This window comes from Gilvimarinus xylanilyticus, assembly GCF_024195295.1.
Lineage (GTDB): Bacteria > Pseudomonadota > Gammaproteobacteria > Pseudomonadales > Cellvibrionaceae > Gilvimarinus > Gilvimarinus xylanilyticus.
This window is the reverse complement of the sequence record NZ_JAMFTH010000001.1, coordinates 340,660-358,636: the sequence shown is the minus strand read 5'-3', so window position 1 is coordinate 358,636 and position 17,977 is coordinate 340,660. Positions and strand designations below refer to the sequence as shown.

Annotated in this window: 14 protein-coding genes; 5 read left to right on the top strand and 9 right to left on the bottom strand. The window is 52.4% G+C overall.

The annotated features are described in order from the left end of the window. Positions 1-3: 3 nt before the first annotated feature. The 3 genes from coxB to M6D89_RS01525 all read left to right on the top strand — a co-directional run bounded on the left by coxB (position 4) and on the right by M6D89_RS01525 (position 4,665). Positions 4-990 carry a cytochrome c oxidase subunit II gene (coxB, locus tag M6D89_RS01535; protein ID WP_336297527.1) on the top strand — a complete coding sequence of 329 codons (987 nt, stop codon included), beginning with the start codon at positions 4-6 and terminating at the stop codon, positions 988-990. Beyond that, entirely contained in the window at positions 987-3,503 is a 2,517-nt protein-coding gene (gene ctaD / locus M6D89_RS01530) for a cytochrome c oxidase subunit I (protein WP_253966270.1), read from the top strand. The genes coxB and ctaD overlap by 4 nt, the downstream gene beginning before the upstream one ends. Positions 3,504-3,828: 325 nt before the next feature. After that, positions 3,829-4,665 carry a cytochrome c oxidase assembly protein gene (locus M6D89_RS01525; RefSeq protein ID WP_253966269.1) on the top strand — a complete coding sequence of 279 codons (837 nt, stop codon included), beginning with the start codon at positions 3,829-3,831 and terminating at the stop codon, positions 4,663-4,665. Positions 4,666-4,678: 13 nt separating this feature from the next. Here the strand turns inward: M6D89_RS01525 and M6D89_RS01520 are convergent, their stop codons facing one another. The 8 genes from M6D89_RS01520 to urtA form a co-directional block, all read right to left on the bottom strand. After that, positions 4,679-5,659: a potassium channel family protein gene (locus M6D89_RS01520; protein WP_253966268.1), complete on the bottom strand. Its 981-nt coding sequence runs from the start codon at positions 5,657-5,659 to the stop codon at positions 4,679-4,681. Positions 5,660-5,802: 143 nt separating this feature from the next. Next, a complete protein-coding gene (locus tag M6D89_RS01515) occupies positions 5,803-6,861 on the bottom strand; it encodes an AAA family ATPase (RefSeq protein ID WP_253966267.1) in 1,059 nt (352 codons plus the stop codon). A gap of 2 nt (positions 6,862-6,863) precedes the next feature. Beyond that, positions 6,864-7,904, bottom strand: a complete 1,041-nt coding sequence (locus M6D89_RS01510) for an aliphatic amidase (protein ID WP_253966266.1) — start codon at positions 7,902-7,904, stop codon at positions 6,864-6,866. Positions 7,905-7,919: 15 nt separating this feature from the next. Then, the gene (gene urtE / locus M6D89_RS01505; protein ID WP_253966265.1) at positions 7,920-8,609 is read right to left on the bottom strand and encodes an urea ABC transporter ATP-binding subunit UrtE; all 690 of its coding nucleotides are present in this window, start codon (positions 8,607-8,609) and stop codon (positions 7,920-7,922) included. A gap of 18 nt (positions 8,610-8,627) precedes the next feature. Further along, the gene (urtD, locus tag M6D89_RS01500; protein ID WP_253966264.1) at positions 8,628-9,377 is read right to left on the bottom strand and encodes an urea ABC transporter ATP-binding protein UrtD; all 750 of its coding nucleotides are present in this window, start codon (positions 9,375-9,377) and stop codon (positions 8,628-8,630) included. After that, positions 9,364-10,521, bottom strand: a complete 1,158-nt coding sequence (urtC, locus tag M6D89_RS01495) for an urea ABC transporter permease subunit UrtC (protein ID WP_253966263.1) — start codon at positions 10,519-10,521, stop codon at positions 9,364-9,366. Before urtC ends, urtD begins: the two co-directional genes overlap by 14 nt. Before the next feature lie 12 nt (positions 10,522-10,533). Next, a complete protein-coding gene (gene urtB / locus M6D89_RS01490) occupies positions 10,534-11,460 on the bottom strand; it encodes an urea ABC transporter permease subunit UrtB (protein WP_253966262.1) in 927 nt (308 codons plus the stop codon). Between the two features lie 88 nt (positions 11,461-11,548). Then, positions 11,549-12,727 carry an urea ABC transporter substrate-binding protein gene (gene urtA, locus M6D89_RS01485; RefSeq protein ID WP_253967679.1) on the bottom strand — a complete coding sequence of 393 codons (1,179 nt, stop codon included), beginning with the start codon at positions 12,725-12,727 and terminating at the stop codon, positions 11,549-11,551. Positions 12,728-13,172: 445 nt separating this feature from the next. Here urtA and M6D89_RS01480 point away from each other — a divergent pair, with 445 nt between their 5' ends. Then, entirely contained in the window at positions 13,173-16,535 is a 3,363-nt protein-coding gene (locus M6D89_RS01480) for a hybrid sensor histidine kinase/response regulator (protein WP_253966261.1), read from the top strand. Beyond that, entirely contained in the window at positions 16,522-17,430 is a 909-nt protein-coding gene (locus tag M6D89_RS01475; protein WP_253966260.1) for a response regulator, read from the top strand. Before M6D89_RS01480 ends, M6D89_RS01475 begins: the two co-directional genes overlap by 14 nt. 15 nt (positions 17,431-17,445) lie before the next feature. On the opposite strand, the gene M6D89_RS01470 is transcribed toward M6D89_RS01475, so the two are convergent. Then, the gene (locus tag M6D89_RS01470; protein WP_253966259.1) at positions 17,446-17,976 is read right to left on the bottom strand and encodes an NADPH-dependent FMN reductase; all 531 of its coding nucleotides are present in this window, start codon (positions 17,974-17,976) and stop codon (positions 17,446-17,448) included. Position 17,977: the final 1 nt, after the last annotated feature.

The following is a 17,977-nucleotide window of genomic DNA, read 5'->3' as shown; positions in this document are numbered from 1 at the left end:
TTAATGTCATGCATGAGAGCTTGGGGCTTAGTGCTTACCTCGGTCCTAGCCACCGGCTGCGGCGGACCACAATCCGCTCTGGATCCGGCCGGCCCTGGGGCCGGTATTATTGCTTGGCTCTGGTGGGGTATGTTCGCATTCTTTACCCTCGTATTAATCCTGGTTACCGGGCTTTGGCTGTACGCCATGAAACGCCGCGCCCCCGAACCCGATGAACAACAAGCAACGCGCCTAACCAACCGCTGGATAATTGGCGGCGGTATTATTCTGCCATTGTTAAGTATCACTGTACTACTGGCGGCGGGCATACCGGCAGGCCAATACATACTGACATTGCCCGATGATAAGCGCGACCCCTTGCGAATCGACGCTCACGCCCATCGTTGGTGGTGGGGCTTTTACTATCCTGAGTCCGACATTACCACAGGTAATCGACTGGTAATTCCGGTAGACACGCCGATTGATGTTTACGGCCATACAAATAACGTCATTCACGCCTTTTGGGTGCCGCGATTGGGAGGAAAAATTGATGTCGTTCCGGGGCGAGTCAATAAGATAAGACTGCGCGCGTCTAAAACCGGCACCTTACGCGGCCAGTGCGCCGAGTTCTGTGGCACAGGTCACGCTCATATGGTGTTTGAAGTCGAAGTTTTAAGCCAGCAGGCGTTTAAACACTGGCAGGAGCGCCAACAACTGCCAGTAAAGATTCAGCCGCAGCACACCCAGGCGGCAGAGGCGTTCCAAACCTATTGCGGCGACTGTCACCGCGTGCGCGGTGTGAGCGACGGGGCTAATGGGCCAGACTTAAGTGATATAGCCGGGCGCAGGCTCAGCCATATGCAAAGCCGACAAAAAAAACCGCTAAGCATTGCCCAGTGGCTGGAGAAACCACACCCGCGGTTTGCGACTGAGCCATCCCCAATACTCGCGGAAATAAACCCGCAAACCCTTGAACGTATTGCCACCTGGTTGGAGACCCTAGAACCATGAGCAGCGATGACCCGCAGGCGGCGCAGGACTTTCACCACCAGTTTGACAAAGTATGGGGGAACCCTCGCGGACTCTTAGCCCTTACCATCGTTAACCACACCACCATTGGCCTGCGCTTTATGGTGACCGGGGGAGTATTTTTTCTTATTGGCGGCCTACTCGCCATGCTAATCCGCACCCAGCTGGCGCTTCCCGGACACGATTTACTGACCCCTGAAATCTACAATCAAGTATTCACCATGCACGGCACGATTATGATGTTTTTATTTGCCGTGCCGGTGATGGAAGGGTTCGCCATCTACCTGATCCCCAAGATGATCGGCGCGCGCGATTTAGTGTTTCCGCGCTTAAGCGCCTTTGGTTACTGGTGCTACCTGTTGGGCGGAATTATTTTAACCTCAAGTCTGGTCATGGAAATCGCGCCCGCCAGTGGCTGGTTTATGTATACCCCGCTCAGTAGCGCTGTTTATTCACCTGGACCCGGCTCAGACTTCTGGCTACTGGGGGTTACCTTTGTGGAAATTTCGGCAGTATCTGCCGGGGTAGAATTGGTCGTATCTATTATGCGTACCCGTACCCGCGATATGGGCTTACAGCATATGCCACTGTTCGTATGGTACATACTGGCCATGGCCTTAATGATTGTGTTCGGTTTTCCGCCTTTAATTTTAGGCAGCATTTTACTGGAACTAGAACGCGCCGCTGGCATGCCATTTTTTGACGTCGCCGGTGGTGGCGACCCGATTTTATGGCAGCATTTATTCTGGCTGTTTGGCCATCCAGAGGTGTACATTTTATTCCTGCCTGCCGCGGGTATTATCTCAACCATACTGCCCGTATTTTGCCGCCGCCCCATCGCCGGTTATCGCTGGGTAGTCCTGGCTATTATCACCACCGGTTTTATCAGCTTTGGTCTTTGGGTTCACCATATGTTTACCGTGGGTATTCCTCATCTGGCGCAGGCGTTTTTCTCGGCGGCGAGTATGATGGTGGCCATTCCCACTGCCATCCAAGTCTTTGCCTGGCTGGCCACACTATGGAACGGGCGCCCCACTTACGAGCCCCCTATGCTTTGGGCGTTGGGCTTTTTATTTATTTTTGTCGCCGGCGGGCTCACCGGGGTCATGCTGGCGCTGGTACCCTTTGATTGGCAGGTGCACGACACCCACTTTGTGGTGGCGCACTTTCATTTTGTTTTGGTGGGAGGGGTGATTTTTCCGCTGATGGCGGGCATCTACTATTGGCTGCCCCATTTCTCCGGTCGCATGCCCCACCGCAGTTTGGCGCGTTGGGGTTTTTGGCTCACGTTTATTGGTTTTAACGCGACTTTTATCATTATGCACGTGACGGGTCTACTGGGGATGCCCCGACGTATATATACCTATGATGCCGATCTCGGTTGGGACCTGCCCAACTTAATATCCTCTGTCGGCAGTTTTATTATGGCGGCGGGCGTGGCTGCCTGCTTGTTGGATATTGTGTTGCATTTTCGCTTTGGCAAATCCGCCGAGCGCAACCCCTGGGGGGCCGATACTCTGGAATGGACCACCTCGCTCCCACCGAGCGCCTATAACTTTGCCACCCTGCCGCCCTGCCCCACGCGGCATCCACTGTGGGATAACCCCGACCTCCAGTCCACCATTGAACACGGCCATCATGACCTCGCCACTATTGATCACGGACGGCGCGAGACTTGGGGCTCAGATCCGATTACGGGCAAGGTACGAGAAATTATTCATTTACCAGGCAATAGCTGGCTACCTTTTCTAGGCGCTGTGGCAACTGCTGGACTTTGCATTAGCTTGCTGAGCAAACAATATGAGTTTGCCGTAGCGGCAGCTCTGCTAAGTCTGACGTTTTTATTGCGCTGGTCCTGGGAAAATGGTGCCCACCCTAAAGCGGCCCCTAACGCCGAAGTCGTCGAAGGGGACCCACCCTTGCATTCGCGCACTCACGACGGTCCGGGGCTGTGGGGCATGAATGTCACCCTGTTAGCCAACGGTTCGTTGTTTATGTCGTTGCTGTTTGGCTGGTTTTACCTTTGGACAGTCGCACCACAGTGGCAATTTCCCGAGCAATCGCCGCTATCGGCTAATCTGTTTGCGCTCGCAGGTATCCCGCTTTCTTTAGCGTTACTATGGTTCAAAACAATCATCAAACACCTAAAAAGTGAAACCACAAAACGCCTAACCCAGCAATTGTGGGGCATCAGTTTATTGGGCACAATTCATCTGGCGAGTCTTATTGGCCTTTACGTTCTAGCGCCGCTTAACGCGCAAAAAAGTGCTCACGATGCCGTCATTACCGTTATGTTGTTATACCAAATGCTGCACAGCGGCCTCGCGGTGATATTAACAGCCCTGCAAGCGCTAAGAGTTCACAAGGGCTATGTGGGTGAAATGGCCCCCTACGAGCCCATGGTGGTCGAGCGTTGGTGGGTATACACCACCGGTGTCTTTTGGTTAATTTTTATCGCGGCGATAATCATGCCCCCTATTTGGAATATTAATTAATGCGCTCACCCTTGCACCCGGTACAGTTAACCCTGGGACTTATTATTTGGGCGTTGTTTTTTATCGTTCTTTACGCCTCGCTTTCTATTGCCTGTCAGCAAAGCACGATTTCTGAATCTACAACCCCGATCAATGGTTTAAGTGTTGGTTTGTTTATTTTTACTCTGGCTGTTACAGCCGGATTACTTTACCAAGCCCGTAGGGTATGGAGATTGCTCCAGAAAAACCGACATAACCCAGCTGCGAATCAACCCACCTCTTGCCGCGCACCAGATGAGTTTATCGGTCGCATCAGTGTCGCGGTGTACCTAGTCGCAGCGCTGGCGTGTTTACTATCGGGTTTACCAGCAATATTTCTGAAACCATGCATCTAAATTATCGAGCAATACAAGCTGGGGGGTTTATCGGCTTTTTTCCCCTTCAAGCTCTGGCCCATAACCCGCTTACCAGACCGGATGATGGCGCTACGATTCTTGCCGCCCTTATTTTATTGGTGTTTTGGCTTGCCTATCTGATAGGAAGCTTGAGATTAAAGCCCACCAAAAGCCAGTGGATACTTTTTAACTTCGCGGGTGTCATCAGTATTTTTACGGTTTTTGGCCCACTCGATCACTGGGCCGAAACCAATGAAGCCGCGCATATGACGCAGCATATGCTGATGATGACAGTCATTGCGCCGTTGTGGGTCATTGCCCGTCCTTTACCGCAATGGCACGCGTTGCACGCCGATATAGCATCCAAGCTGTTTACCCCTTTATTACTGACAGCCCGGCACCCACTTTTAGCCGCGTCAATCCACGGCGCGGTTATTTGGCTCTGGCATGCCCCTAACCTTTATATCTTGGCGCTCGAGAATCTATGGTGGCACCTTTTCGAGCATGTGTGTTTTTTACTCACGGCGGGCGTTTTCTGGTGGGCGGTATTGCGCAGCCAGCAGAGAAATACTGGTCATGCGCTTTTAGCGCTTTTAGCGACGTTAATGCATACGGGCTTTCTAGGAGCCCTAATGACTTTTTCTGATCAAAGCTGGTACGGTCCGCAACGGGACTTGCAAAATCAACACTTAGCGGGTGTGTTGATGTGGGTGCTGGGGGGCATACCCTATATGGCTGCGGCTTGGTACCTGGGCTGGAGATGGTTTAAACGCATAGGGGCGGCTTAACCTTAGGGCGCTTTTACCAACCATCGTACAGGCAGGCGAGTGCCAGCGTGTAGCGCAGGCTCTGATATTCGGCCCAACTGAAGTTATCAGACTCGGTCTCTTGGATCCTAGGATCAATGGCAAGTCGTGCGGGAATGTCCCTATCCTTAGGATAATAGCCGTCGATCACCTCTCGAATATTATCACTATGAGAAGCCAGCAAACGCTTTAACGCGATAACCTCGCTGGGCGAAGGCCGAAAATCTGGATTAGGGTGATTAACAATATAAAACAACACATCGGCGGCTTTTAAGTAGGCCAGTGAAAAAGCGCTTTGTACCTGGGCAGCGTGAAAATAGGCAACCACCGGATAGGCACCGTATTTGGTGGAAAAACGCATGCTGTTTAACTGAATAGCAAAGAGTTTATCCCATAAAAAGGTAACATCATCTTTGTTGTAAAGTCGTTCAAGCGCCTGTGCTTGATCGCCTATCAGGGCATTGATCTGCCGCGCATTTTGCCGTTTCTCTAAGGCGACGGGTACCACCGCGATAATATAGGACAGCCCCAATGAGGTGAGCAAGGTGCCCGTAGCCACCGCCAGCGTACTGAATAGCGTCCAGGGGAAATGCTGCGCCGTGTAGTCACCATAGCCTAGGCCACTGAGTGTCACCCCGGTAAAATACAGGCGCTGCAAATCGTTCGCGGCCGTTAAGGTTGTGCTATCGGTCAAATCCGGGCCCGCTGCGCGAAACACCAAAAACCACCCGACATACAAAAGTGAATACCAAATTAGCACAACGACGATGAGCAACACCGGGCCACTGGCCGACAGCAGTTTATGGCAGGGGCTGAAACGATGTACGGCGAGCATCGCGCCCCAAAGGCGACGCGAGACAAACGTAGTCAGCGGTCCGCCGCCGCGAAGACTCAAAATTGTGACAAATGCATCGAATAGCGTAAAAATTATAATCGCAGCGCCCAACCAAGCCTGCAGATTCGTCCAGTCCGCCATCTTTGCCCCCTCTGCAATTCGTTAGAGGGAATAGCAAACACAATTTGTACCAACACCGAACGCACTATTCAGGGCGACAAGGGCACAGTTCAAGCGGCAAAGCGGAGTCGGCTGGACCTAAATGAACGGCTGATGCGTGAGCTTTAGGTGGTAATATTAATGGCCTCTCCATCCCAAACAGCTTTTAACTTAAGCTGGTCTTGCTCCGATGGGGAAAACGTCTCCGACAATAAAAACACAGCCAAAGGAGCCTCTAGGTGCTCACGTACAATTCGCCTCACCGCTCTGGCGCCATATCGCCCGTCAAACCCCAGGCGGATTATTTCCCGTCGAGCTCTATCGGTTAGATCCAGCTGGACAGACTTTTTGGCCAAGCGCCGATTGAGCTTCTCCAGCTCCAAGCCCAGAATATCTTCCGCTGACTCAGCACTGAGAGGCCGATAAACCAAAACCGCGTCAAGTCGGTTATAAAACTCGGGAGTGAAAAAGCTTTCTACCGCGCGGGTGATTGCTTTTGCGTCTGAATCGCTTTTTTTCCTGGTCAGGCCTAATCGATCCAGCCAGATCGGGTGAGCGGTGCTGCCGAGGTTGGTGGTAAAGAAAATAAGGCTATTGCGAAAATCCAGTGTTTTACCGGCACCGGTTAAGGTTAGACGCCCCTCTTCTAATACGTTCAAGAGCGCCTGAATGACCTCGTCACTGGCCTTTTCAATTTCGTCGAACAACACAATGCCCGGAGTACTAAAATCACCTTTTATCAGCGCTTCATCAAATAGGCTGACGCCCTCTTTACTCCCGACATACCCAGGTGGGGCGCCAGATAAAGCCGCCGCGTAATGGCTTTGTGAAAGCGTGTTCATATCGATGCGGCAAACGTTCTGCTCACTACCGGTTAAAACTTTCGCCAACAGTTTCACACTCGAGGTCTTTCCCACACCTGTTGGACCCGCGAGTAGCGCCGCCCATAATGGACGACTGTTATCAGCGATATCGGCTTTCACAACCGCTAAAGCACTGCAAAGGGCTTTACTGACCTGCGGCTGCCCAACTAAGTTCGCGTGTAAATAGTCCCGTCCAGCGGTCAAATCAAAGCGAAAACGGCTGGGGAAAGCAATGTCTTGCGAGCCAGCCGCTAAAGCGTCAGACATCTTCGCCGATGTCTGACGCTCATTGTCGGCCAATCGCTGGTTAATAAAAACCACGCTTACACCGTTTTTTCTTTTTCGCCAACCGGCAGGTTACCCACGGGGCAGTCAGCCACACCCACCGTATCGCGGGTTATAGCCTCGACATCTTTTTGCGTTTGTTCCGCGTCCATAACCCACGAGCGATAAAAATCGAATGGACAATCGGCAATCCCTTTGTCGCCATCGCCGGAGGCGTGAATACCGCTGTAGCCACGGTGCAGTAATTTAAATAGGTGATTCTGCGATTGATCATTTTTACGCGCGTCGCGAATCTGTAATACCGACAACTGAGCATACTGCACACCCATATCCTCTTCGCCGCATTCGCCCAGGGTGCGGCCGTCAAAACCAATCACCGCCGAATGGCCAAAGTAAGAGTAGACGCCGTCAAAACCCGAAGCGTTGGCCACCGCGACATAACAGTTGTTGGCCCAGGCCATGGATTTGGCCATCATAATTTGCTGCTCTTTGGCCGGGTACATGTAACCCTGGCAGCGCACAATTAACTCGGCGCCTTTCATCGCACAGTCGCGCCATATTTCGGGGTAGTTGCCATCGTCGCAAATAATCAGGCTGATCTTCATGCCCTTAGGACCCTCAGTGACATAGGTCTTGTCACCCGGGTACCAGCCCTCAATCGGGCACCAGGGAATACACTTGCGATACTTTTGTACGATTTCGCCCTTGTTATTAATCAACACCAAAGTGTTATAGGGCGCTTTATGGGGATGCTCTTCGTGCTGCTCGCCGGTTAAAGAAAACACACCCCAGGTATTGGCTGCGCGACAGGCCGCCGAGAAAATGTCGGTCTCGGCGCCGGGAATGGTCGCCGCCGTCGCCATCATTTCATCGTTGTCGTACATAATCCCCATGGTGCTATATTCGGGGAAGACGACTAAATCCATACCTGGCAGCCCCTTTTTCATACCGATAATCATATCGGCGATCTTACGGGCGTTGTCCAACACTTCAGCTTTGGTGTGCAGGCGGGGCATTTTATAATTGACTACCGCCACTCCGACGGTATCGGGTGAACTTGAAACATCACCGTGACGCATAACCTAACTCCACTATTAAACAGAAAGATAAGAGGCAATTTTCGCCTCGTCGACATTCTCCCTCAGCTCTTCGTGAACAATATCTCCCTTTTCGATCACCAAAATTCGATCAGCAATATCCAGCGCAAAGCTCAACACCTGCTCAGACACCACAATCGAAAGCCCGCGCTGGTCGCGAATCTCTTTAAGGGTTTTTGCCATATCGCGAATAATAGATGGCTGAATCCCCTCGGTGGGCTCGTCCAGTAGCAGCATTTTGGGGTTGCTCGCCAAGGCGCGCGCAATGGCAAGCTGCTGCTGTTGCCCGCCCGACAAGTTACCGCCGCGACGATTGCGCATTTCCAAAAGCACCGGGAACAGGTCGTATAAGTCCCGTGGCACACTGCGCTTATTGGTCGTCGTCAAACCGGTTTCAATATTCTCTTTTACCGTCATGCTTGAGAAAATCATGCGGCCCTGAGGCACAAAACCAAAGCCCGAGCTTACCCGCTGGTAGCTTTTAAGCTTGGAAACCTCTTTGCCCTCCAAGGTAACGCTGCCCCCCTGGGAAGGAATAACCCCCATCAGGGATTTCATTAACGTGGTTTTCCCCATGCCATTGCGCCCCATAATGGCGACGATTTCGTTGGGCTTCACCTCAAAGTTCATGCCGTGAATGATTTCACTCTGGCCATAACTGACGCGATAGTCGGATACATTTAACATTGGATGCTCCTTAATGCCCTAATGGCCCAAATAAACTTCAATCACTTTAGGGTCCGCTTTCACCTCTTCGGCAGAGCCTTCGGCGAGAATTTTACCCTGATGCAGAACGGTGACCTTATCGGCAATTTCCGCGACAAACTGCATATCATGCTCGATCACAATGACCGATCGATCTTTGGTAATGCGGCGTAATAGCTCGGCGGTTTGACGCCGCTCCGATACCGACATTCCTGCCACCGGCTCATCCAGCATCAAAAGCTCCGGGTCTTGAATCAGCAACATACCGATTTCCAACCACTGCTTTTGGCCGTGGCTGAGCAAGTCCGCCCGGGACTCCAACAGATCGCTCAGGAAAATCATATCGGCAACTTCACTCACCCGATTCAACACCTCGGCGTCGCGCTTAAAAGCCAGTGCGCCAAATACCGAGCGGCCGCGAGGAAAAGAAATTTCCAAGTTTTCAAACACCGTCAGGTCGCCGTAGATAGAGGGCGTCTGAAACTTCCGCCCCACCCCCGCGCGCACTATCTGGTGCTCTTTCATTTTGGTTAGCTCTTTATTGCGGAACTTAATCGAGCCTTCGGTGGATTTGGTGCGACCGCAAATCAAATCCAGCACCGTGGTTTTACCGGCCCCGTTGGGGCCGACAATCACACGAATCTCGTCTTTGTCCACGTAAAAGCTCAGATCGTTAACCGCTTTAAAGCCATCAAAGGAGACGGTCAAACCTTCCACCGCCAAAACAAAATCTGTGTTACTGGCGCTCATGAGCCACCCCCTGGGTTCCAACGGTTGCCTTTGCGTCGGGCGATTGACCTTTTTTCTTGCCCAACAGTTTTTCTACGTGATGGGCCGCGTACTTGTTATACAAACCGGCCAAGCCATTCGGGAAGGCCATAACCACGGCAATAAACAATGCACCCATGGCAAACAACCAAAGCTCCGGAAAGCTTTCCGAGAAAGTGGTTTTCGCCCAGTTAACCACTAAGGTGCCATAGACCGCGCCGAGAATAGACAAACGACCACCCACCGCGCAGAAGATCACCATCTCAATGGACGGCACGATGCCGACAAAGGTGGGCGACATAAAGCCCACCTGAAGGGTGAACATGGCGCCGCCGATAGCCGCGAAAGCCGAGCCCAGGCAGAATACAAAGATTTTAAAATTGGAAACGTCATAGCCCGAAAAGCGTACTCGATCTTCCATTTCGCGCATGGCAACCAGCAGCCGGCCCAGCTTGCTTTTGCGCACATATTGCGCGATAAACAGGCAGACAAACAGCATAAACACGCACAGAAAATAGAACGCATACTTAGCCTCGTCGGTGCGAATATCCCAGCCTTTTAGAGTGCGAAGGTCGGTAATACCGTTTACCCCACCGGTGTAGCCTTGCTGACCAATAATCAAAATGGTCAGAATAGCCGCTACCGCCTGGGTGATAATGGCAAAGTACACCCCACCTACACGGCGCTTAAACATAGCTACGCCGATAATGTAAGCAAAGATGCTGGGGATAATCACAATCGCCAGTACGGTAAAGATAAGACTGTTGAAGGGCTCCCAGAACCAAGGCAGCTCGGTAATCTGGTTCCAGTCCATAAAATCGGGGATACCCGGTGTGGACTGAATCGCGGTATTTTCCGGCGACGATGCCTCAAGCTTTAAAAACATCGCCATGGCATAACCACCCAAGCCAAAGAACACCCCTTGCCCCAAGCTCAAAATACCGCCGTATCCCCAGCACAAGACTAAGCCGAGTGCGACAAACGCGTAAGTTAAATATTTACCCACCAAGTTGAGCCGGAAAATATCCAAGCTCAGCGGCAGTACTACCACCAACAGCAGCGCCAGAACGGCAAAGCCGAGGAGGTCATTTTTTGGCAACAGCGAACGCAAGCCATCGTAAGACATAGTGGACTCCTCCTACTTACGCATTTTCAGCGAGAACAGACCCTGCGGACGCAGCATCAGAATAAACACTACAAACAGCAGCGTAAGAACCTTGGCCATAGAGCCACTTAAGAAAAATTCCATGGTGGACTGGGCTTGAGAAATGGTAAACGCGGAAGCGATCGTACCCAGCAAACTTGTTGCACCACCGAAAACAACCACTAAGAAAGTATCCACGATATACAACTGCCCAGAGGTGGGCCCGGTTGAACCAATCATGGTAAACGCGCTACCGGCCACACCGGCAATGCCGCAACCCAAACCAAATGTCAGGCGGTCAACTTTGGCGGTGTTAATACCCACGGCACCGGCCATAGGACGGTTTTGCACCACTGAACGCACCTGAATACCCCAACGGGATTTGTACATTAGCGCGGCAATGGCAATGGAAATACCAATGGCGAGAGTCATCACAAAAATACCGTTAATCGGCACTTCGACAATATCGGTTAACTGGATCGAGCCCATTAACCAATCTGGCAGAGAAACGCCCACTTCACGGGCACCGAAGATAGTACGGTAAAGTTGCTGCAGAATTAGGCTAAGGCCCCAGGTGGCCAACAAGGTATCCAAAGGGCGGTGGTACAGATGCCTGATCATGGCCCACTCCACGAGCATCCCCAATGCCCCTGCGGCGATAAATGCCAAAATCATGGCAACAAAAAAGTAAGAGCCAAACAGTGCAGGCATATAGTCCGCAAACACATTTGACGTCATATAGGTAATGTACGCGCCGAGAATCATAAATTCGCCGTGCGCCATATTGATAACACCCATCTGACCAAAAATAATGGCCAGCCCCAATGCCATAAGGACAAAAACCGAAAACAAAATCAGTCCGGCAAAGCCCTGCATGGCAAATATTGACATTAATTCAGAGGTGGAATAATCGGCGAACATCGCTCAATCCTCGTGCTCAAATCTATCGGGTTTCCAGGTAAAACCGGGAAGGTACCCGCCGGAGAATCCGGCGGGTGGAGAAGGCTGCTTATTGGTAACCTTCGGGGAACGGATCGGGTTCGATCAGCTCATCAGTCTCATAGACAATTTCATATTGGCCATCGGTTTTAGCGCGACCGATACGAGTCTTGGACCACAGGTGATGGTTGGGGTGAATCTTCACATAACCTTCAGGCGCAGTGGTCAGCTCGATACCCGGTGAGGCTTCGCGCACTTTATCCACATCGAAAGAGCCGGCTTTTTCCACCGCCGCTTTCCACAACCAAGGGCCCAGGTAGGCCGCTTGGGTAACGTCACCGATTACGATGTCGTCGCCCCAGCGCTCTTTAAACGCTTTTACGAATTCCTGGTTGTTCTGGTTGGTCAGGCTTTGAAAGTACTTCATTGAGGCGTAGGCGCCATCAATGTTTTCACCACCGATACCCAGAATTTCATCCTCGGTAACCGAAATGGTCAGCACCAGCGGCTTTTCATCGGTCATATCGATACCAGCGGCTTTTAACTGCTTGTAGAAGGCTACGTTCGAGCCACCCACCACCGAGGCAAAGATAACATCAGGCTTTTTCAGCTTGATTTTGTTGATCACCGAATTGAACTGAGTGTGGCCCAGTGGATAGTACTCTTCCCCTGAAACCTTTAGGCCCAGCTTGTCGATATGTTTGCGGGCAATTTTGTTGGAAGTGCGGGGCCAGATGTAGTCAGAGCCCAACAGGTAGAAGCTTTTCGCCCCTTTCTCTTCCACCACCCAGTCGATGCCGGCAAGAATCTGTTGCGTCGCTTCCTGACCGGTGTAAATAACGTTGGGTGATTGCTCTAAGCCTTCATAGAAGGTGGGGTAGTACAGCATACCGTTGTATTGCTCAAACACCGGCAGTACCGCCTTGCGCGAGGCCGATGTCCAGCAACCGAACACCGTGGCCACCTTGTCGTTTAACAGCAGCTTGCGCGATTTCTCGGCAAAAGTGGGCCAGTCACTGGCACCGTCTTCTTGAATATATTCAATTTGACGACCCAGCACACCGCCCTGGGCGTTAATCTGCTCAATCGCCAACTTTTCGGCCTGGACCGAGCCGGTTTCACTGATCGCCATGGTACCGGTTACCGAGTGCAGAATGCCGACCGTAACAGTATCGTCAGTCACCGCCAGATCGGTGGTGTTCACCTCGGACGTAGCCGGTGCCGCGTGCAACGCCGCCGAAAACGCCATGGTGGCGCCTGCGACAGCACCCGCCAGAGTTTTAACCAACCCCGGCAACTTGCCCCCCAAGCCGCTTTGGCTTGCATGATTCATCGTAGCCATGATCTTTCCTCGTGTGATTAGCAGTTTCAGACAACCTGTGTCTCGCCACCTATTCTCGGGAAAGTCTCTCTTGTGGCCTATTCGCCAATCGCACCATGAGACTACGTCATTTACCCCATACGCCCTCCGTCGAGTTACGCGTAAGGTTTGCGCGCGTCGAAAGTGGTACAGCTTTTGTAAACACAAAGCTCTGTTGCCACACGGATAGTCGCTAGAGGGTGTGGTGTTTGGCATATGAGTTCGATTCGTTACGCGCCACGCACCAAATAAGACTCTTACTCTGTGCAATGCACCATGCACGAACAAAACGGGCTTTTGCCCTTCCCACGACCAAACGCCGAACGAGCAACGAATGACCGCCAAGCAACATATTTTTCGCGTGCGACGCAACTACAACCAATGGGTTGCCAACCAGACTCTGGAAGATTATGCGCTGCGTTTTACCGCCAAGAGTGCACGCCGCTGGAGCGCCAGCCGGGTTGCGGTCACAGCGCTGGGGGCAATTTCTTTTCTCGCCCTTGAGGCCATAGGCGCGACCGTCACCCTGCACTATGGGTTTATCCATGCCCTAGCCGCTATTTTCGCGGTGGGGCTGGTGATTTTTCTTACCGGTATTCCCATCAGCTACTACGCGGCCCGCTACGGAGTAGATATCGACTTGCTGACCCGCGGCGCGGGTTTTGGCTATATTGGCTCAACCATCACGTCGCTTATCTACGCGTCGTTTACCTTTATCTTTTTTGCTCTGGAAGCGGCCATTATGGCCATGGCACTTGAACTTCTGTTCAATGTTCCGCTGGCGCTGGGTTACCTAATCAGTGCCGTTTTGGTGATTCCTCTGGTGATCTACGGCATCACTTTCATCAGCCGCTTTCAGGTCTGGAGCCAACCTTTGTGGCTGGTACTACAGCTTACCCCTTTTGTATTTATTATCTATGCCGACGCCAGCGCAGTCAGCGATTGGACTGCCTTTACCAGTCCATTGCAGAGTGATGGTCACTTCGACATTCTCTTGTTCGGTGCCGCTGCGGCGGTCATGTTTGCGCTGATTGCGCAAATTGGTGAACAGGTGGATTTCTTACGCTTTATGCCCGAACCCACAGCAGCCACAAAAAAGCGCTGGTGGGTGTGCGCCATGGCGGCGGGCCCAGGTTGGATTGTGCTGGGTGTTATCAAAATGCTGGCGGGTTCATTTCTTGCGGTGCTAGCACTTAAACACGGCATGACCCCGGACAACGCCGCCGACCCCACCCGGATGTATATGGTGGCCTTTAGCTACATTACCCAAACACCCGAGGTCGCCCTGGCCATTGCCGGTATTTTTGTGGTTTTGTGTCAGCTAAAAATTAACGTCACTAATGCCTACGCGGGCTCCATTGCCTGGTCTAACTTTTTCTCGCGTCTCACCCATTCGCACCCGGGGCGCGTGGTATGGCTGGTGTTTAACGTCGGCATCGCCCTTTTGTTAATGGAACTTGGGGTATATCAGGCACTGGAGCAAACTCTGGGCTTTTACGCCGTCGTCGCCATCGCCTGGGTTGGCTGCTTGGTCGCCGATTTAGTCATCAATAAACCATTGGGGCTTTCCCCCAAGCACATCGAATTCAAACGCTCCCACCTATACGATATTAACCCGGTCGGATGCGGAGCAATGATTATCGCCGCCATTACCGGCATGGTGTGTTACTCCGCTGCTCTCGGCCCCACCGCTCAGGCGCTGGCCCATTTTATTACCCTGGCTGCTGCACTGCTTACCGCCCCGCTTATTGCCTGGCTCACCGGCGGCCGTTTTTATTTAGCACGCGAGATTATTGCCAGCGATATCGAATACGAACGCGCCGATGGGCAACCGGTAGAGTGCTGTATTTGCGAGCACCGTTTTGAGCACGAGGACATGACCTACTGCCCCGCTTACGCGGGTAATATTTGCTCCCTGTGCTGCTCGCTGGACGCCCGCTGCGGCGATTATTGCAAACCGGGGGCGGGCTATGGGGAGCAATTGCGGCAACTGGCACAAGGGTTTTTACCCGCCTGGTTGGTGCCCAATATTAACTCCCGCCTGGGTCACTTTTTGGGTTTGCAAGCTGTCATCAACGGCTTCTCGGCTCTGCTACTTTCGCTTATCTATTTTCAAGAGCCCACGCCCCACACCGCCGCGACACTTTGGAAAGTCTTTTTTCTACTCGTCATTATTACCGGTATTGTCAGTTGGCTGTTTGTCTTGGCCCACGAAAGCCGAGTGGTTGCACAGGAGGAGTCCCAGCGCCAAACGCGGCTTTTGACCGAAGAAATTCTCGCTCACGAACAAACCGACCGCGAGTTGCAGCGCGCCAAGGAAGTGGCCGAGGCCGCCAACCAGGCCAAAAGCCGCTATTTAACAGGCATTAGTCACGAACTGCGATCACCACTAAACGCCGTGCTGGGTTACGCCCAACTGCTGGAAAAGGCCGCTGACATTCCGCCCGCGCGGCGCGATGCTATTGGCGTTATTCGTCGCAGCGGTGAACATCTGGGGGATTTAATTGAAGGTTTACTGGATATTTCTAAAATCGAGGCGGGCCGCCTGGACCTACATACCGAACAAGTTCGCCTGCCCGAACTTGTCGAACAATTGGTGAATATGTTTCGCCCCCAGGCCGAAAGCAAGGGGCTGACATTCGAGTTTATTCAACTTACCGGCCTGCCCGAATTTGTTAAAACCGACGAAAAGCGCCTGCGCCAGGTACTGATAAACTTGCTGTCCAACGCCATCAAGTACACCGAACGCGGTCGCGTGATCTTTAAGGTGCGCTACCGCTCACAGGTGGCAGAGTTCACGATATCTGACACCGGCGAAGGCATTGCCAACGAAAATATCGAGCGAATTTTCCAACCTTTCGAGCGGGTGAAACGCCCCGGCAGTACCGCCTCGGGTACGGGGCTTGGGCTCACCATTACGCGGCTTTTAACCGACATTATGGGCGGCGACTTAAGTCTTAAAAGTCAGCTTGGTCAAGGCAGTGAATTTAAGCTGGCACTCATGTTGTCAAGCACATCACCCGCGCACTATCCGCCCCAATCCACTCGGCACATTCAAGGTTACCAGGGGCCTCGCCGCTCGCTACTTGTTGTGGACGACGAGACGAGCCACCGGGACTTAATTACCGCGGCTCTTAGCCCCTTGGGCTTTGCGGTACACACCTTAGACAATTCATTAAAGGCTGTGGCAAACGCCTGTGATCTACAGCCCGATTTAATTATGCTGGACATTTCTATGCCGGGGCTCGGCGGCTGGGAGCTCGCCGCACGCCTTAGACAAGCGAATATCGCCTGTCCGATTGTAATGGTCTCGGCCGACGCCCGCGAAAGCCACCCGGATTTGGCCGACCCACCCCATCACGATGCGTATGTGGTCAAACCGGTCAAACTGTCCACCCTATTGGAAAAAATCGGTAACTTATTGCAATTAAGCTGGTGCTACGAACCGACCACCCACATTCAAAACGAGACGGATGCATCCGACAAAATATCTCTACCCGATGACGCGGCATGTCAGGAACTTACCGCGCTTGCGGCAATTGGTCATAAACGCGGCATTAAGAAACTGCTCAACCAGTTGATGAGCGAGCAGCGTTGTAACCGCGCGTTTTATCAACAAGCCATTCACCACGTGGATAATTTCCAGTTCGACTTACTGATTACCCTGCTTCAGGAACCCTCTAATGAAAGCGCCTAAAAACCAACAAGATGTCGTACTCGTCGTTGATGATTCGGTAGACAGCATTCGCATGATTAGCGATGTGCTGGAGGAATCAGATATGACGGTATTGATTGCCCTGGAAGGCTCCCAAGCGATTACCATTACCCAAAATATTACCCCGGACATTATCCTTATGGACGCCATCATGCCCAATATGGATGGCTTTGAAACCTGTCGGACCCTAAAGGAAAACCCCAAGCTGATCGATGTGCCCATAGTGTTTATGACGGGTCTAACCGACACCGAACACGTGGTCATGGGTTTAAAGTCCGGCGGGGTTGATTACATTACCAAACCGATCAACGCCGCCGAGCTAATCGCGCGAATGCAAGTACATTTAACCAATGCCCGTATGACCCAAAGTGCACGCCAGGCGCTGGATGCTGCTGGGCAGAACCTGTTTGCCTGTAGCCCCAGCGGAGAAATTCTGTGGGCAACGCCTAGGGTGCATCAACTGCTTGCTCCGTTTATGGACGACAGCGCCGAAAACTCACTTGCCGAACAACTAAAACAGTGGCTATCACACCAACCCCAGAGCGGCCATAAATTAAAAGTCAGTAGCAGCGATACCTTGGCGGTGGAATTTCTCACCTTTGTGGACAATAAAGAGTACTTGCTGCGCCTAACCGATGCCCCCAGCGCCGAAAACCACACCGATTTACTGCGCCAGCAGTTTACCGTGACGCAGCGAGAAGCCGATGTATTGCTGTGGATAGCCAATGGCAAAACCAACCGGGAAATTGCCCAGATATTAGAGATGAGCCCGCGCACGGTGAATAAACACCTGGAGCAAATCTTTAAAAAGTTGGGGGTAGAAAACAGAACCTCCGCCGCGGCCATGGCGATTCGCGCTCTGGCCGAGCGGAGTTAAACGTTTAAAGGCGCATCATACCCAGGCGAGAAAATCATTCAGCAAGCGCTGTAACTTTTCGCGCGTGTCGTCATCGGTAAGATCGCCATCCTTGAATTTATTTTGCGCGCCACCCACCGCGAACTCGGGCGCCGGAAAAAACGGCGTTAGAGTTCCAGCAAGAACCTGCTTAAGCTGTCCCTGGGCACGCACGCCGCCCATGGGGCTCATTGAAGCGCTGAGCAACAGCGTTTTCTTGTGCGCCAGCACCGACTTGTACGCCGGGCGGGAAACCCAGTCCAAGGCATTTTTCAACACCCCGGGTATCCCATAATTGTATTCCGGCGTGGCAATAACCAAGGCGTCAGCGTCTTTTATTTGCGCTTTTAAGCGATCGACGGCAGCGGGCTTGCTATCTCCATCATTATCCTGGTTGTAAAGCGGCACATCGCCTATGCGTGCCCACTGGCAAGTGGCCTTGTCGCCCAGCGATTGGACTACCGCGTTAAGCAAAGCGGTGTTTAACGACTCCTCACGCAAGCTACCGCTGATCAATAAAAGCTTCATG

What these genes read in the sequence shown, in the direction of transcription:
- urtC (WP_253966263.1), bottom strand. Translation starts at nt 10,521, where the DNA reads ATGTCTTACGATGGCTTGCGTTCGCTGTTGCCAAAAAATGACCTCCTC.
- urtE (WP_253966265.1), bottom strand. Translation starts at nt 8,609, where the DNA reads ATGTTAAATGTATCCGACTATCGCGTCAGTTATGGCCAGAGTGAAATC.
- coxB (WP_336297527.1), top strand. Translation starts at nt 4, where the DNA reads ATGTCATGCATGAGAGCTTGGGGCTTAGTGCTTACCTCGGTCCTAGCC.
- M6D89_RS01470 (WP_253966259.1), bottom strand. Translation starts at nt 17,976, where the DNA reads ATGAAGCTTTTATTGATCAGCGGTAGCTTGCGTGAGGAGTCGTTAAAC.
- urtB (WP_253966262.1), bottom strand. Translation starts at nt 11,460, where the DNA reads ATGTTCGCCGATTATTCCACCTCTGAATTAATGTCAATATTTGCCATG.
- ctaD (WP_253966270.1), top strand. Translation starts at nt 987, where the DNA reads ATGAGCAGCGATGACCCGCAGGCGGCGCAGGACTTTCACCACCAGTTT.
- M6D89_RS01510 (WP_253966266.1), bottom strand. Translation starts at nt 7,904, where the DNA reads ATGCGTCACGGTGATGTTTCAAGTTCACCCGATACCGTCGGAGTGGCG.
- urtA (WP_253967679.1), bottom strand. Translation starts at nt 12,727, where the DNA reads ATGGCGTTTTCGGCGGCGTTGCACGCGGCACCGGCTACGTCCGAGGTG.
- urtD (WP_253966264.1), bottom strand. Translation starts at nt 9,377, where the DNA reads ATGAGCGCCAGTAACACAGATTTTGTTTTGGCGGTGGAAGGTTTGACC.
- M6D89_RS01480 (WP_253966261.1), top strand. Translation starts at nt 13,173, where the DNA reads ATGACCGCCAAGCAACATATTTTTCGCGTGCGACGCAACTACAACCAA.
- M6D89_RS01475 (WP_253966260.1), top strand. Translation starts at nt 16,522, where the DNA reads ATGAAAGCGCCTAAAAACCAACAAGATGTCGTACTCGTCGTTGATGAT.
- M6D89_RS01520 (WP_253966268.1), bottom strand. Translation starts at nt 5,659, where the DNA reads ATGGCGGACTGGACGAATCTGCAGGCTTGGTTGGGCGCTGCGATTATA.